Source organism: Comamonas sp. C24C, from assembly GCF_053345995.1.
This window is the reverse complement of the sequence record NZ_JBKFBC010000010.1, coordinates 135,753-151,568: the sequence shown is the minus strand read 5'-3', so window position 1 is coordinate 151,568 and position 15,816 is coordinate 135,753. Positions and strand designations below refer to the sequence as shown.

The 15,816-nt window shown below is 55.1% G+C and carries 10 protein-coding genes; 5 read left to right on the top strand and 5 right to left on the bottom strand.

Annotated elements, in window-relative coordinates:
• Positions 1 to 817 precede the first annotated feature (817 nt).
• The 3 genes from ACLBXN_RS18340 (at position 818) to ACLBXN_RS18330 (ending at position 7,946) form a co-directional block, all read left to right on the top strand.
• Positions 818 to 3,421 (top strand): type I restriction-modification system subunit M, encoded by a 2,604-nt coding sequence (locus ACLBXN_RS18340; RefSeq protein WP_447613076.1) that lies wholly within the window; start codon positions 818 to 820, stop codon positions 3,419 to 3,421.
• A complete protein-coding gene (locus ACLBXN_RS18335; RefSeq protein WP_447613075.1) occupies positions 3,405 to 4,694 on the top strand; it encodes a restriction endonuclease subunit S in 1,290 nt (429 codons plus the stop codon). Before ACLBXN_RS18340 ends, ACLBXN_RS18335 begins: the two co-directional genes overlap by 17 nt.
• A gap of 81 nt (positions 4,695 to 4,775) precedes the next feature.
• Complete coding sequence (locus ACLBXN_RS18330) at positions 4,776 to 7,946, top strand: type I restriction endonuclease subunit R (protein WP_447613074.1); 3,171 nt, start codon at positions 4,776 to 4,778, stop codon at positions 7,944 to 7,946.
• A gap of 141 nt (positions 7,947 to 8,087) precedes the next feature.
• Here ACLBXN_RS18330 and ACLBXN_RS18325 read toward each other — a convergent pair whose 3' ends face one another.
• The 4 genes from ACLBXN_RS18325 to ACLBXN_RS18310 all read right to left on the bottom strand — a co-directional run bounded on the left by ACLBXN_RS18325 (position 8,088) and on the right by ACLBXN_RS18310 (position 12,179).
• Positions 8,088 to 8,726: a hypothetical protein gene (locus ACLBXN_RS18325; RefSeq protein ID WP_447613073.1), complete on the bottom strand. Its 639-nt coding sequence runs from the start codon at positions 8,724 to 8,726 to the stop codon at positions 8,088 to 8,090.
• 538 nt (positions 8,727 to 9,264) lie between these two features.
• Complete coding sequence (locus tag ACLBXN_RS18320; RefSeq protein ID WP_447613072.1) at positions 9,265 to 10,584, bottom strand: tyrosine-type recombinase/integrase; 1,320 nt, start codon at positions 10,582 to 10,584, stop codon at positions 9,265 to 9,267.
• Between the two features lie 509 nt (positions 10,585 to 11,093).
• On the bottom strand, positions 11,094 to 11,480 hold the full coding sequence (locus ACLBXN_RS18315) for a VOC family protein (protein WP_447613071.1): 387 nt from the start codon (positions 11,478 to 11,480) through the stop codon (positions 11,094 to 11,096).
• A gap of 129 nt (positions 11,481 to 11,609) precedes the next feature.
• Entirely contained in the window at positions 11,610 to 12,179 is a 570-nt protein-coding gene (locus ACLBXN_RS18310; RefSeq protein WP_447613070.1) for a nucleotidyltransferase family protein, read from the bottom strand.
• 475 nt (positions 12,180 to 12,654) lie between these two features.
• On the opposite strand from ACLBXN_RS18310, the gene ACLBXN_RS18305 reads away from it, so the two are divergent.
• On the top strand, positions 12,655 to 13,095 hold the full coding sequence (locus tag ACLBXN_RS18305) for a hypothetical protein (RefSeq protein WP_447613069.1): 441 nt from the start codon (positions 12,655 to 12,657) through the stop codon (positions 13,093 to 13,095).
• Positions 13,096 to 13,436: 341 nt separating this feature from the next.
• Here ACLBXN_RS18305 and ACLBXN_RS18300 read toward each other — a convergent pair whose 3' ends face one another.
• Positions 13,437 to 14,438 (bottom strand): LysR substrate-binding domain-containing protein, encoded by a 1,002-nt coding sequence (locus ACLBXN_RS18300; protein WP_447613068.1) that lies wholly within the window; start codon positions 14,436 to 14,438, stop codon positions 13,437 to 13,439.
• A 90-nt stretch (positions 14,439 to 14,528) separates the two neighbouring features.
• On the opposite strand from ACLBXN_RS18300, the gene ACLBXN_RS18295 reads away from it, so the two are divergent.
• Positions 14,529 to 15,785 carry an MFS transporter gene (locus ACLBXN_RS18295; protein ID WP_447613067.1) on the top strand — a complete coding sequence of 419 codons (1,257 nt, stop codon included), beginning with the start codon at positions 14,529 to 14,531 and terminating at the stop codon, positions 15,783 to 15,785.
• The last annotated feature ends 31 nt before the right edge of the window (positions 15,786 to 15,816 follow it).

Sequence of the window (15,816 nt, the reverse complement as noted above, 5' to 3'; positions counted from 1 at the left end):
TGAATCCGATTCCTGGCTACTCGAGCGCCCAACGCCCCCCAGATCCAATCGGGTCCAATCGATCTGCCTGCTTTCACACAACCGCAACGGCATGGCCCGATGCAGTCCCTACCAAGCATTGCTGTCATTCCAATCACGCAGGTCTCGCCTACCGTAGCCTTAGACCCAAGGCCGTGTCAGACAGTCCTATGGAATGCTTGTGTGCTGTAGGATAGGACGCCGTTGAAGGCTGGCTATCACTCATAGTCAGCTTGTCTGCGCCGCCTTTGAGCGGGGGGATAGACCGTAGCTATCGCGACAGCTCTTTATTAGCGGGTTGTCATGCTATGAGAGCATGACGTTCCATGCGGGTCCTCGGGGGAAGTCTTGTTCACGGCCCGAACTATCCGCCTCAGGCCACCGATTGCTATCGCCCTTCGGCACTGACCGTACAAAGACGGCTACCGCCAGCGCCGGGCATAAAGCACGAGGTACATAGGGTTGGACTTCCCTTGACATTCAGCCCCTCAGCCTAGTCAGTGTGATCGGCAAGCTACACAGCCCTGCGCCGACTGCAACTACCGGCCAAAGTTGCAATTGGTCCCCCGCAATCATATGGGTGCTTCTCACATTTCTTCTTGAGCCTTGGTCTGAGCAGGCCTGAACCATGACAGTTCTGCACTAGGATATCCGGCAGTGCACATCGTGGGCGGCATGCTTGACCGTGCTCAAGCACGATCAAGTCGACGATGGGTAGCAACCCTCGGCCAAGCGTCGGAGACGCAGTCCTCTCGCCAGCAGCCGAAAGCACCAATAATTTCTGTGAATCGAATTTGCAATGAACAAGCAGCAACTTGCGACCAAGATCTGGGAGTCCGCCAATCAGATGCGCTCCAAGATCGAGGCCAATGAGTACAAAGACTACATTCTTGGTTTCATCTTCTACAAATACCTATCTGACAAACTGGAAAATTTTGCGACTGCGCAGGACTTCACTGAGGATGATCTCCAGGCGCTCAATGAGAGTGATGAGGAAACCGTCGAGTATTTCCAGCGCAATCTGGGCTACTTCATCAGCTACGACAACCTGTTTGCAACCTGGCTAGAGAAGGGATCAGATTTTCAAGTAGCAGATGTACGCGATGCACTCTCGGCCTTCAGTCGCCTGATCCACTCGGATCACAAACTGCTGTTTGACGGCATTTTCAAGACGCTGGAAACGGGACTGAGCAAACTGGGTGACACAGCTGATAAGCAAACCAAGGCGATCAGCAAGCTTTTGCAGCTAATCAAGGATATTCCGATGGACGGGCGCCAGGGTTATGACGTGCTGGGCTTCATCTACGAATACCTGATCAGCATGTTCGCAGCCAATGCGGGCAAGAAAGCGGGCGAGTTCTACACGCCACATGAGGTGTCGGTACTGATGTCCGAGATCATTGCTGATCATGTGAAGGATCGCGACCAAATCGACATCTACGACCCAACGAGCGGTTCAGGCTCGCTGCTGCTGAACATTGGGCAGTCCATCGCAAAACAGCTAGGCAATGCAGGCAACATCAAGTACTTTGCGCAGGAGCTCAAGGAGAACACCTACAACCTAACCCGCATGAACCTGATCATGCGCGACATCCTTCCCGCCAATATCGTCACCCGCAATGGCGATACGCTGGAAGACGACTGGCCGTTCTTTGAAGACAACGACCCCAGCAACACCTACCAGGCACTGTATCTGGATGCCGTGGTGTCCAACCCGCCTTATTCGCAGAAGTGGGACCCAGCGCATAAGGAAAATGACCCGCGCTATTCCCGCTTTGGATTGGCCCCAAAATCCAAGGCCGACTACGCCTTCTTGCTGCACGACCTGTATCACCTCAAGCCCGATGGCATCATGGCTATCGTACTGCCGCATGGCGTGCTGTTTCGCGGCGGGGAAGAAGGCCAGATTCGCAAGCAGCTGATCGAGAACGACCACATTGACGCCATCATTGGCTTGCCTACCAATATCTTCTTTGGCACCGGTATTCCCACCATCATTCTGGTTCTCAAGCAAAAGCGAACCCACAGTGATGTGTTGATCGTCGATGCATCCAAAGGCTTTGCCAAAGAGGGGAAGAGCAACAAGCTGCGCGCCTGTGATATCAAGAAGGCCAGTGACGCGGTAATTGGCCGCCTGAGCATGCCGCGCTACAGCCGCGTAGTGAGCAAGGAAGAGATCCGCGACAACGGCTACAACCTGAACATTCCTCGCTATGTGGATTCATCGGAGCCGGCAGAAAGCTGGGACTTGTATGCCTCCATGTTCGGTGGCATTCCGCGCAGTGAGTTGGAGACTTTGAACGCCTACTGGCACGCATTTGATGGGCTGCGCGAGGTGCTCTTCACCGATGACGGAACGCCCTACTCATCGCCCAAAGTGGAAGACTTTGCGCAAGCCATTGCTGACCATGTGCAAGTGCAAGCGTTCCAGCAGCATTTCAGTGCAGCGTTTGCAGATTTCCATCTATATCTGAAGAACGTCCTGATAGACAGCATGCTCACGTTGCAGGTGCCACGGCAGGAGGCGGTGATCGGTACGGAAATCTTCAAGCGTCTAGCAAGCATACCGTTGATCGATAGGTACCAAGCCTACCAACTACTGGATGAGCAGTGGCAGCAGATTGCGGTGGACTTGGAAATTTTGCAGACCGAAGGGTTCAATGCAGCGCGCGTGGTGGACCCCAATATGATCATCAAGAAAAAGGATGGCAAAGACACAGAGCTCCAGGATGGCTGGCTGGGCCGCATTCTTCCCTTTGAGTTGGTGCAGTCGGTACACCATACACAGGAACTTGAGTCTGTTCGAGTCAAAGGAATCCGTTTGAGTGAAATCAGTGCCTCAATTTCAGAAATCTTGGAAGGCTTGAGCGAAGAAGAGAAAAGCAGCAGTGATGCCGTACACGACTCAGGCGAGAAATTTATCAATGCCGCTTTGATAAAGGAAGCCAATCAATACAAGGCCGAGATGAAGCAATCTGAAAACTTCCCAAAGGAGTCTTTTGAGGCAAGGATCATTCAGGCGGCCAAGTTGGTTGCGGAGGAAAGCACACTCAAAGATGCAATCAAGAAGGAGTCCGTTACCTTGCACATGCAAACCAAGGCAACGATTGAAGGCCTGAGCGATGAGCAAGTGAATGAGCTGTTGGAGCTCAAATGGATTGCACCGCTGCAAAAATCGTTGCACCAACTGCCAGTGCAGCAATTGGATACGCTTGCCAGTGCGTTAGAGGCTTTGGCACAAAAGTACCGTATTACCTATGCGGACAACGCGCAGGAGATTCGTAAGACGCAGTCGGAATTGGTAGGAGTGCTGGGGGAACTGGTGGGGGATGAGTTTGATATGAGGGGAATTTCGGAGTTTAAGGCGCTGCTTGCAAGGGATTTAGATGATGAACCAAACTAAAGGCGCAACCCCAAGCATCCGATTCAGAGGATACGACGAAGAATGGACGGAAAAGAGCCTGTCCGATCTCTGTGCACCCTTGATGTATGGGCTGAATGCAGCGGCGACTAAATATGACGGAAAAAACAAGTATCTGCGGATCACTGACATTGATGATGAATACAGAACTTTCTTTCATCGAAATTTGACTTCGCCAAACACGGATTTAAGTGCCGCGCAGGGCTATAGGCTAGCGCAAGGAGATATCGTTCTTGCACGAACAGGTGCTAGTGTTGGTAAGACGTACCTCTACAAGGAGGAAGACGGTCGCGTTTTTTTTGCGGGCTTCTTAATTCGGGCAAGGGTCTACAACGGCAAAAGTGCGGAATTCATTTTTCAAAACACACTTACCAATCGCTACGAGCAGTTCGTCAAGGTCACATCACAAAGATCCGGGCAACCAGGAATCAATGCACAAGAGTACGGATCCTATACATTCTTCGTCCCCCCTCTCCTCTCCGAGACATCAAGGGTCGGCCGTTATCTAACAGCCTTGGACGATCTCGCTCTACAGCATCAGCGCAAGCATGACAAGCTGGTGACACTCAAGCAAGCGATGTTGAAGAAGATGTTTCCGCAAAAAGGGGCCACCACTCCTGAAATTCGATTTTCAGGGTTTACCGACGATTGGAAAAGTGAGTTAATTGGCAACGTTACACAGCCCATTTCGAATAACACTCTTTCTCGGGCACACTTGAACTACAAATCCGGCTTCGCGAAGAACGTTCACTATGGCGATATCTTGGTGAAATTCGGTGAGGTTCTAGACGCTGGAAACCCTGATCTTCCTTTTATTTCACACGTGCAGTCTGCCGGAAATTTTGCCTCATCTAAATTGCAGGATGGCGATGTCATCATTGCAGACGCGGCAGAGGACGCCACAGTGGGTAAGAGTTCGGAACTTGTGAACGTAGGCGATAGGGTCGTGCTTGCTGGATTACATACGATTGCCCTTCGTCCATCCATTCGTTTTGCCTCGGCATTTTTGGGTTATTTCATGAATTCAAACGTCTTTCATGACCAATTACTTCCTTTGATGCAGGGCACAAAGGTACTTTCCATCTCAAGATCGGCTTTGAAGGAAACGCTTCTTGTCTTCCCGATTGATCTTGCCGAACAACAAAAAATTGGCACCTACTTCCGCAATCTCGACAAGCTCATCACCCAACACTCCACCCAACTAGAAAAGCTCAAACAAATCAGATCTGCCTTCCTAGAAAAAATGTTTGTCTAAAGCCGCCCAATCAAGCAGAGACAAAGTTCAGCGGAGCCGCACAGCAATAGCTGTGCACTACAACCCCCCCCTCCCCCCTTTATGACCACCTTTTCCAACGAAGTCGATTTTGAACATGCCGTCATTCATGAACTGAGCCAGCGGGGCTGGGAAGAGAAGGTCATCAAGAACCCCACGGAGAAGGATCTACTGGTCAATTGGGCGCAAATTCTGTTTGAGAACAATCGTGGGATTGACCGCTTGAATGATGTACCACTGACCGATGGCGAGATGCAGCAGATTTTGGAGCAGATCACCGCGTTGCGCACACCGCTCAAGCTCAATGGGTTCATCAATGGCAAGACGGTGACCATCACGCGTGACAACGAGGCGGATGCGCTGCATTTTGGCAAGGAAGTCAGCCTAAAAATCTATGATCGGCACGAGATTGCCGCAGGCCAGAGCCGCTACCAGATTGCGCAGCAGCCGCGGTTTGAACGTGGCTCCAAGTTGTTCAATGACCGACGTGGTGACCTACTGCTACTCATCAATGGCATGCCGGTGATTCATCTGGAGCTCAAGAAGAGCGGTGTGCCGGTGAGCCAGGGCTACAACCAGGTGCAAAAGTATTCACGTGAAGGGATCTTTCGCGGTCTATTTTCGCTGGTGCAGATTTTTGTGACGATGGAGCCTGCCGAAGCGCTTTACTTTGCCAACCCGGGCCCAGATGGAAAGTTTGATAAGGACTACGCCTTTCGTTGGGCAGACTTCAACAACGAGCCCATCAATGACTGGAAGGCGTTCACATCGGCGCTGCTGTCGATTCCGATGGCGCACCAGCTGATTGGTTTCTATACCGTGGCCGATGAGTCGGATGGTGTGCTGAAGGCCATGCGCAGTTATCAGTATTACGCGGCGCATGCAATCTCTGACAAGGTTGCGAAGACAGATTGGAAAAACCCGAATCGATTGGGCGGGTTCATCTGGCACACGACAGGCGCTGGCAAGACCATGACCAGCTTCAAAACAGCACAGTTGATTGCCAACTCAAAGGATGCGGACAAGGTGATTTTTCTGCTCGACCGCATTGAGCTGGGTACGCAGACGCTACAGGCCTATCGCGACTTTGCGGGCGACGCCAATGCGGTGCAGGCGACGGAAGATACGGCGGTACTGATTAGCAAGCTCAAGAGCAAGGACCCAACCAACACGTTGATTGTGACGTCGATCCAAAAGATGAGCCGCCTTAAGGACGATGAGGCAGGACTCAAGGCGAATGACCTGGAGAAGATGCGGGCCAAGCGCATTGTGTTCATCATTGATGAGTGCCACCGCTCCACGTTTGGCGACATGCTCATTGATATCAAAGATAGTTTCGAGGGCGCGGTGTTCTTTGGCTTTAGTGGCACGCCGATTCACAGGGAGAATATTCGCAAGCAGAACACCACAAGTGATGTGTTTGGCGATGAGTTGCACCGCTACAGCATTGCCGATGGTATTCGGGACAAGAATGTGCTGGGTTTTGACCCGTACCAGGTGAAGACGTACAAGGATGCCCACTTGCGCGAGGCGGTGGCCCTGCAGCAAGCCAAGGCGGCAAACCCAGCGGAAGCATTTGCGAATGCCAAGAAAAAGAAGGTTTTCAACCGCTTCATGAATGAGGTGGATATGGCAGGGCACTTTGACCCGTCGGGGAAGTATCTCAAGGGGATTGAAGACTACCTTCCCGTGACGCAGTACAACCGCGATGAGCATCACAAGGCGGTGATCGATGATATTGCAAGCAACTGGGTGACCCGCAGCCAGAACGGCAAGTTCCATGCGATCTTTGCCACGCATAGTATTCGCGAGGCCATCACCTATTACCGGCTGATGAAGCAGCAGTGCCCGGAGTTGAAAATTACGGCGCTGTTTGATCCGACCGTAGGTAACGATAACGACGACGACAATGACGCGGGGAATATGGCGTTCAAGTCGGACGGGTTGGTGGAGATTCTGACAGACTACAACCGCACCTATGGGCACAGTTTTGACCTTGGCAGCCATGCGCAGTTCAAGAAGGACCTTGCGGCCCGGATGGCTCACAAGAAGCCTTATGCACGTGTTGAGGCGACACCTGAGAAGCAGCTGGACTTGTTGATCGTGGTGGACCAGATGCTGACGGGCTATGACTCCAAGTGGGTGAACACGCTGTACATGGACAAGGTTCTGCGCTACGAGAACATCATTCAGGCATTCTCACGCACGAATCGACTGTTCGGGCCGGACAAGCCGTTTGGCACCATCCGTTACTACCGCTTCCCCAACACGATGAAGCGCAATGTGGATGATGCAGTGAAGCTGTATTCGGGTGACAAACCCATTGGGCTGTTTGCGGATCACCTGGCCAGCAATGTGGAGCGGCTGAACGCCAGTTTTGTGGAGATTCGTGCCATTTTTGCGGGCGCGGGTATTTCCGATTTCATGAAGCTACCCAGCGATGTGCGGGAGCGCGCAGCGTTTGCCAAGCAGTTTCAGGTTCTCAATGGCATTCTGGAGGCTGCCAGAATTCAAGGCTTTACTTGGGCGCAGACCGTGTATCACTCAGAGAGCGATGCGAACATCACTATCACGCTTGCTTTGGCCGAGCCGCAGTACCTCACCTTGGTACAGCGATATAAGGAATTGGCCATCAGTGGCGGTGCCGGCACCGGGGACGAAGTACCGTTTGAAATCGACAGCCATATCTCGGAGATCGACACTGGCAAGATCGATGCGGATTACATGAATTCGCGCTTTCAAAAGTACCTCAAAGAACTGGCAGGGAGCAACGCCGACGCCCTGGCAGCGACACTCGGGGAGCTGCAGCGTTCGTTTGCTTCACTGGCGCAAGAAGAACAACGATATGCTGAGATCTTTTTGCGGGACATCCAACGCGGGGAGGTCATCATTGATTCCAAGCGCAGCTTCCGCGATTACCTGACAGACTACAAAGCCGAGGCCAAAAATGCAGAAGTGGGCGGTATCGTGAAATATCTGGGTGTTGATGCGGGCAAGCTGCTGGCAATGATGAATACCCAAACGACCGAGGCGAACCTGAATGAATATGGCCGCTTTGACGCATTAAAAGCCACAGTCGACAAACAAAAGGCCAAGGCTTATTTCGACGCACTAGAGGGTTCGTCGATTCCCGTATTCAAGGTGAACGTGAAGGCAGAGGGCTTGCTTCGCAAATTCATCCTTGATGGCGGCTTTGCGCTGAACGCAGGATTGAATGGCAAAGGAGAGCTTTGAAATCGTGCTCCGTCTCACTGTTACCGTTCGATTACGCCTTCTTCAATCGGAATGTGCCCGTGATCTCACACAGGCGATGATAAGCCAGTGCTTCGAATGTCGCCAATGCTGCGCCTGCACTCAATGAGTTCGTGTCTATTCCTAGATCAACTCTGTCAGCCCTTTAATGGCTTGTTGAATTGCCTTTAAGTCCGCTTCTTTGTGCTTCCCTTGCGCATCGTCATATTTCAAACCGTCAGACATGATTTCAAGGTCGAGCGGAGGATTGATTTTCCACTTGTCCAGCACATCGCGGGCCTTTGGGCACGGCTCTCCGGCGGCGTACGCTGCCTTCAGCAGGTCATATAAGGGCTTCCTGTAGCCAGGAAAGCGAACAGGGGATTTGAGCATCCAACCCGGGCCCTGAACAGCTTCTTTACTAGGCGACGCCACGGGTGTCGAGGTTGTCAGAGGCAAGTTCATAGCCTCGGTACGAAAATTTCCGTGGACAGGGAGCCCTTGTGAGTCCGCCCATTGAAGCCACTCACGAGGAGATGCATAGGCCATGCCCATTGCGCCGGCAAGCCATTGAAAACGTTCGACGGTTAAGCATGTCGTACTCGTGCCCAGTTGCTCGAACTTTTGTGGATCAAGGCCGCTTATCAGGCGAGCCGCCTGGGAAGACGTGAGAACGGGCATCTTCTGGACCCAGTACTGCCAATCTATCAGCGCATCATTCAGTACTGCTTCTGTAAAGGCCGACTCAAATTCTTCTTCACCGGTCAGGATTCCGTTAGCCATTTACACTCTTTCGGTGACCTTCAATAAAGCATCCCAGCAGACGGGTGAAGGTGTCCCCGCTTTTCGGTTCGCTGGCCTAGCTGGGGCGAAGCGGTCAGGCGTGCGCCAGGCTCACCACCGCGCGGCGGTCTACGGCCTGGGCATCGTAGACGACGCGAATGCCATGGCCTGCCAATAGTTCGGCCTTCAAGGCTTTGAGTATCTTCATGCTTGGGCCTCCAGTCAGTTCAGTACAGTTCTATGGTCTTACGGGGCGTGGTCTGGGTCTTTTCACAAACATTACAGCACCAGCAGGCAACGGCCTTGGACGGCGGCATAACGCGCGGGCGATGCCATCGCGGCCTTGTATCCCCATTTCCCACAGCTTACTCTTCAGTGAACGTATGTGCGGCAGGCCCACGCGTTGCGGCCCAAAGTCTTGCAACATCTACGCAATGTGCAGAAACTGGGCCTGCATGTCAGTAGGCAAGGCCTGCCATTCGAGTTCGGCCTGCGGATGACGTGATATCGCCCAGTTGTTTACACAATCTCTTATTTGCTAGAGCTTCGCCACAATGCGCAGCTTGCTCGGTTCTGTCTGGGTGTCTAACTGCACCCCTGCCAGCGCAAGGATATGTGCCTCAATCTGCGCGATGTACGGGCGCAAGGCATCGATACTGCGCGGGCGATAGCCTTCGGCAACGGCACTTGGACGATGCCCCATGATTTGCGCGATGGCGCCGGCTGGCGCTCCGGCAGCTTCTCCCAATAGTGAAAAGGAACGACGCAGACCATGAAAGGTCAGGTGTTCAATCCCTGCGCTTTGCAGAGCCTTGGCATGGCTTGCGCGGGCGTCGGTAATGCGCCCTGCCTTACCCATGCTGGCAAACACAAACGGACCTTGCCTAGCCAGCGTTGCCAGCAGTTGTGCCAGATAGGGTGATAGCGGGATGGTGCGAGTATCGCTGGCCTTGTCAGCAAGGGTCAGCTTGCGCCACTGAAAATCCACATTCGCCCACGTCAGGGCAGCGATTTCCTCCCGCCGTGCTCCGGTCAGCAGCAGAGCACGCAAATAGGCACTTGCGGTGCGGTTGCCCAGCTCCTCGACGCTTTGCCACCACGCCTTGACCTGCGCGGTCTCCAGGGCATCCGTGCGGCGCTTAGTGCTGGGTGCTAGGTTCTCCATAATGGCGGGAGCCTTGCCTGCATCGCGGTCGGCCAAGCTCCGATACTCAGGGCGGGCGGCGCACCAGCGAAGGAAACCTCGAAACATCATTAAGGCACGGGTGGCTTGGTGCCTGCCGGCCTGAGCTTCGCGCTCAAACCAGACTTGCAATGCATCCTCGGTCACGCCAGCCAAAGGCAATGCCAGCAGCGGGAACAATGGTCCCGGCCTTGTCACCCCCTGCCCCCGCTTCTTGGGTTCACCCCCTGGGGTTGCCATAGCCTCCAAGTCAGCACGGTAGCGCGGCTTCCATGCCTCTTTGCGCTTGGGTTTGCCGCTCTCCAAGTACAGCGGCCAGATCTCCCCCACGGTTACGGCTTGGGCGACAGCGACGGCCTGGGCCCGCTCTTCAGCGATGGCGGCAGCCAATGCCTCACGCTTAGGTGTGCGCGGGTCGGTGCCTTCATCAATCAACCGCTGCAGCTCTCGGGCTTTGGCTTGCGCCTGGGGAATGCTCCAGGCGTCAGGACTGCCAATGGTTATGCGTAGGTCTTTACCTTGATACACGCCTTGGAACACGTAGGCAGGTTTCCCGGCAGGCGTCCTACGCAAGCCAAGGCCGGGAGCTGTGCTATCCCACAAAAAAGCCTGTTTCTTATCGAGCGGGCACTTGAACCCTGACACCCGGCCAGCGGTGAATGCAATCTTTGCCATGTGCTGTCCTTACGGTCTTACATCGGTCAGGATGTAAGGGGAGATGTAAGACGATTTACGAAAAACTGCCGAATTCAATTCAACAGCTCCACGAAAATTTTACCGCACAACCTGTTGATTTATATAGATATCATCTACACCAATCAATACATCAAAATACAACCTTCCTATCATTCGTAATGAGAAGGTCGCGTGTTCGATTCATGTCTCCGGCACCAAAATACTACCAATTCATTGGGTTTCAGGAAAAAGTGGGCGCTAATTGGGCGCTGCGAAAAAGCAGCGTCAAACAGCTTCCACACAAAGCCGCCCTGAAGAGGAACACAAAAAAGCCTGCCATCGCAGGTTTTTTTCTTTGGTGGCCTCTGCTTTCAGCGTTGCCCAAGGCGACGTCACTCTGACGCCCCGATGCTGAACAACAAGCCTCAACATGCAAAGTTGGGCTTCGGCGCGATCCGCTGCCAATCGCACCAAGGAAATGACACAAAGCAGCCGGCACGATGCATCGACTACACGCGGTTATGGCAGACGGCTTCAATGTTGTAGCCATCAAGGTCAAGAACAAACGCCGCGTAATACTTGGAGTGATACCTTGGCCGGTATCCAGGCCCGCCATTACAGACCGCGCCTAAAGTTATAGCGGTGCGGTAGAACCTTTCCACAGATTCAATGCTCAATGCGGTGAATGCAATATGCACTCTCGGAACTGATGGTTCACCTTCTGAAATCCAGAAATCACCACAAGGGTCATCGTGATGGTCAATCGACGGTATTCCATAGCTTGCGGAAGTGCTGGAGGCCGTCTTGCTGATACAGCCTAGTTCAGCAAGAACTGCATCATAAAAGTGGCGACTCCGGCTCAGGTCTGAAACATTTATTCCTATGTGATTGAGCATTTAAGCATCCTCATAAAGCTACTAGCTTATTTGCTTTCTGTAGCCAAGCTATGTCCGCCGTCGGCCGATCCACGACTGTCACTGACCGCCCCTAAGCAGGCATACACACGAACATCAGTTTCGATGGATTTATTGAGACTGCTCGCCCTGCACAAGAATTTTCAGCCATGGCCAACGTGCTTGGTAAGACTCGGCCTTGTGCAGAAAGAGATCACGGTGCGGAGTCAATGGGTTGGGGGCCAGAATGCCGTCATAGATCAGGCCAAGATTATTCGGAGCATAAAGTTCATCTGGGCGAACGCCCACGCAAGTTGCTGGAATAAGAAATCGATCTATTCCGTCGGAAGAACTGCGTAATGCCTTGTATGGATGACCGAAATATGACTGGTACCACAGGTGAACCCGAGCTTGGTTAGTTACTTCAACCTTGATACCTAGATCACGTAAAACATGATCAGCATGCGCTTGTACTTTCTGCTCCTCAGTTTCAGAGGTACTTGATGGATCAAAGTAGAAAAGATCGTAGTCCTTGATGGAATCCTCAGGATTCCTTTGTGCTTGCAAATTCCAAACTGTCTGGAATAGGCAGCCTGCCACAAGCCAACCATCTGCGAGATTCAAATCCTTCCAACGTTCAAGAATCGTGCGGTTGTTAAGGTTTTGGAGGATATCCGCAACAAAGCGCTCAGGGGTAGGCATCTAGACAGGTAATCCATAAGTGAGAAGGAAGCTCTGATCGATTGTGCTCCATCTACCAAAGACCGCTTCTGCCGACTGACGACGGCCTGCACCCGTTGACTGCCTAGCCTGAACCGAACGCTCAAGGCGCAGCCCCGAAGGTCGGCTTTGTGGTACTGCGCTCACAAGTGGACAGGCCCGGCCTCGGCCAGGAGCAGGCGTTCGCGAAGGCTGCTTGGCCGACTGCTTCAAGCTGAGAGCTAACGTAGGGGCTTCAACCTCGAATGTCGGCGGCGATCAACAGCTGAACTTGATGGACTCTGGGCTGCAATCTCCAAGAATCGGCATTCAAGGATTTCCGCAGTCCTTGTCGGAGACCACCGCGACCCGGCCCCTCGGCGACGATTCACCGCGCCTTCAGGCAAAATCCAGATGATTGGGCAAGCTTGGCGTCAGGTCTGCCGGGAAACCCACCTTGAAGATTGGAACAGTATCAATGGCACTGACGAAGAAGGGCGAGTTCTGGTACGGGACGACGTCCGGCGACACCCAAGCCGAGCTGCGCAGCTACAGCGTTGCGAATCGCCATGAGGCCGTCCGGTTTGCCTCGTCCAAATGCAATTGCGGGTGCCGGACTTTTGCGCTGCAGACCGATGAAGAAGCCGGCGTGGCAATCCGCACCTGCACCGACTGCGGGCAAAAGCACCTGATGGGCGACAGCGCGGACTACATTGAAGAGGCCGCCCCCGAGGCGCACGAGTGCGTGTGCGAGAACGAGGTGTTCGAGCTGATGTCCGGCGTCTCCGTGTACGAGGGCACACATGATGTGCGCTGGTACTACATCGCTTGCCACTGCGTGGAATGCAATCTGGTTGGGGTCTTCGCAGACTGGAAGTGTGAAGCGGGTGATGCGGCGGCCTTCCTCGCCAGGGTGTGAGCGCGCCCCCCCACAGAGATCATGCTCGCAGGCTCGAGCGGCCGAGAGTGTCATGAGGTGGTTGGTGGACTTGGCTGTATCAATGACGGCAATCGCCTGAAGCAGCCACTGGCGAGAACACATCCGAGGACGGCTCCTGGCGTGGTAGCAGCCATCGGCCAAGGACTGTTCACGACCCGTTGCCGTCCCTGAGCAGTCAGTTCAAACGGCAGTTGCTGTTCATGTGTGCGTCGTGACCTACCGGTTCAGCTACATGGCGGTCATCCGAGCACACGGAGCGAATTAGGCAGTTCCAGCCGCAGAGGATCGAGCACGACGCACCGGATACTGCCAACTCATCATCAACCCTGTTGGACCGCCGCTGGATCAGGGAGGCTAGGTTTGAGTCTCAGCTCGTTGAAGGACGCTGGCACAGCCTCAGTGGCCGGAAAGATTGTGTGCGCACGTACGGCCTCGACCAGTAAAGTAGCCAAGCGCTCTGCGGATGGATCCAAAAGAGAGTGGGAACGCCCAAGCACCAGGTCCATGGTGGGCAGATGCGGCAAGCCGATTTCCTCTGGCGCGTAGCTGCGCACATGTGACGGCAGGCCGAAGGGCGTGCGCACCGACAGCCCCAGGCCCGCTGAGGTCGCAGCCCAGATCGGTCCAAGACTGGCACTGCTGAAGGCGTGCCGCCAGGCAATCCCGGCTCGCTCCAGCACGGCTGTGACCAGCTCGCGCAGCGGGCAAGGCTCCTCCAGCATCACCAGAGCCAGTGTTTTCGGCTTGCCCTCTTGATCCGGTTGCAAGCAGCCAAGGCTGTCCAGAACCTCGGGCGCGGCAGGCCCTATCCAATGCAGGGGCAGACGCATCACGGTTTCGGCATGGATGCCGGACAGATCCGCGCCGACATCCCAGAGCATTGCCAGGTCCAGCTGTCCCTGAGCAAAGCGTTCACGCAACTCGTCGCTGCGCCCCACGCAGGCCTCGATACGCACCTGAGGATGCGCCCTGGCAAAGCGGCCCAGCACGGCCGGCAACAGTGCTTCGCCAAGATCCTCCTGAAGTCCAAGCCGGACCAGTCCTCGCAGCTGGCTGCCGCTGACCGCCGCCACGGCCTCGTCATTGAGGTCCAGCAGGCGATGCGCATAGGCCAGCAGGGTCTCACCGGCCTCTGTGAGTTCGAGACCACGCCCAGCCTTGCGCAGCAGCGGCGTGCCGCATTGGGCCTCCAGCTTCTTCAACTGGGCACTGATCGCCGAAGTCGAGCGCCCCAGCTTGTCCGCGGCACGCGCGAAGCTGCCGAGCGCGACCCCTGTCGAAAAACTACGCAGCACATCCAGGTCGTAGAGCACACGAGACACACAAGCCCTTTCAATCATCCCAAAAATCAGGATGGTTGCTTCAATATTATTTGATTTTCAAAATGGTTGGACACCAGCACACTGCGCGGCATGAACTCTTCCGAATGTCTCTCGCTGCCTGCGCTGCCCGTCACCCTTCCAAGCCATCGCTGGAAGGTATTGGCCGCAGGCGTTCTCGCCAATGCCGCTTTTTCGACCGCCTTCAGCGGAATCCCGATGACAGCTGTGATGATGCGCTCTTCATACCAGCTCGATACCAGCACACTCGGCCTGATGCTGGGCCTCATGGGCCTGGGCATCGCATTGAGCGAGCTGCCCTGGGGTTTGCTTACCGATCGCTGGGGGGATCGCCCCGTGCTGCTCACCGGTCTTATCGGCACGGCGCTCGCGTTGGCTGCGATGGCCGTCTGGGCAACGCCTGAGGCTGGGCAGATGCCCGGTCTGCAATGGCTGGCAGGCGGCCTAGTGCTGGTTGGCCTGCTGGGTGGCAGCCTCAACGGCGCGAGTGGGCGGGCCGTGATGACCTGGTTTGCGGATGGCGAGCGAGGCCTGGCGATGAGCATACGCCAGACGGCAGTGCCGCTCGGCGGCGCCATCGGTGCGCTGCTGCTGCCTGCGCTGGCCTTGCATGGCGGCTTTGTTGCCGTGTTCGCCGTGCTGGCGAGCTTCTGCCTGCTCTCTGCGCTGCTCGTCGCCGCATGGGTGCACGAGCCGCCGCATGCTGCGCAGCATGCACCGCACCAGCTCGCCACCGGCGCCAGCCCATTGCGCGATGCTCGCGCCTGGCGCTCCGTGGCCGGCATCGGCATGCTATGTGCGCCGCAATTCGCAGTGCTATCGTTCGGCACGGTCTTCCTGCACGAATTCGCCCAGGCCGAGCTTGAACAGGTCTCCGCCGTCATGGCACTCGTCCAGTGCGCAGCCATGGCGATGCGCGTTTGGAGTGGTCGCTGGACGGACCGCCATCAAAACCGCCAGAGCTATTTGAGTGCCTGCAGCTGGCTGAGCATGCTGCTTTTTGCAGCGCTTGCGACAGCATGCTGGATTGCGCCGGGCCCGCTCTTGCTGCTGGTCTTGACAGCCGGTGCCGGTATCTGTGTTTCTGCCTGGCATGGTGTGGCCTATACCGAACTGGCGACCCTGGCCGGAGCCGGTCGCGCTGGCACGGCCTTGGGCATGGCCAACACCAGCGTGTTCATTGTGTGTTTTGCCGTACCGATGATGATTCCGCATCTGCTGTCGCTGCAGGGCTGGGTATTGGTCTGGTCGGCCTGCGCCCTGTGCGCGGTCTGCGCCCGCCCCTTGCTGGCTGCGTCGCAGCAGTCTGCGGCACGTGTCCGTGAGTAACGAAGGCCTTTTCAACATTGGTCTCCACGCC

What these genes read in the sequence shown, in the direction of transcription:
- ACLBXN_RS18330 (WP_447613074.1), top strand. Translation starts at nt 4,776, where the DNA reads ATGACCACCTTTTCCAACGAAGTCGATTTTGAACATGCCGTCATTCAT.
- ACLBXN_RS18335 (WP_447613075.1), top strand. Translation starts at nt 3,405, where the DNA reads ATGATGAACCAAACTAAAGGCGCAACCCCAAGCATCCGATTCAGAGGA.
- ACLBXN_RS18325 (WP_447613073.1), bottom strand. Translation starts at nt 8,726, where the DNA reads ATGGCTAACGGAATCCTGACCGGTGAAGAAGAATTTGAGTCGGCCTTT.
- ACLBXN_RS18320 (WP_447613072.1), bottom strand. Translation starts at nt 10,584, where the DNA reads ATGGCAAAGATTGCATTCACCGCTGGCCGGGTGTCAGGGTTCAAGTGC.
- ACLBXN_RS18310 (WP_447613070.1), bottom strand. Translation starts at nt 12,179, where the DNA reads ATGCCTACCCCTGAGCGCTTTGTTGCGGATATCCTCCAAAACCTTAAC.
- ACLBXN_RS18315 (WP_447613071.1), bottom strand. Translation starts at nt 11,480, where the DNA reads ATGCTCAATCACATAGGAATAAATGTTTCAGACCTGAGCCGGAGTCGC.
- ACLBXN_RS18305 (WP_447613069.1), top strand. Translation starts at nt 12,655, where the DNA reads ATGGCACTGACGAAGAAGGGCGAGTTCTGGTACGGGACGACGTCCGGC.
- ACLBXN_RS18295 (WP_447613067.1), top strand. Translation starts at nt 14,529, where the DNA reads ATGAACTCTTCCGAATGTCTCTCGCTGCCTGCGCTGCCCGTCACCCTT.
- ACLBXN_RS18340 (WP_447613076.1), top strand. Translation starts at nt 818, where the DNA reads ATGAACAAGCAGCAACTTGCGACCAAGATCTGGGAGTCCGCCAATCAG.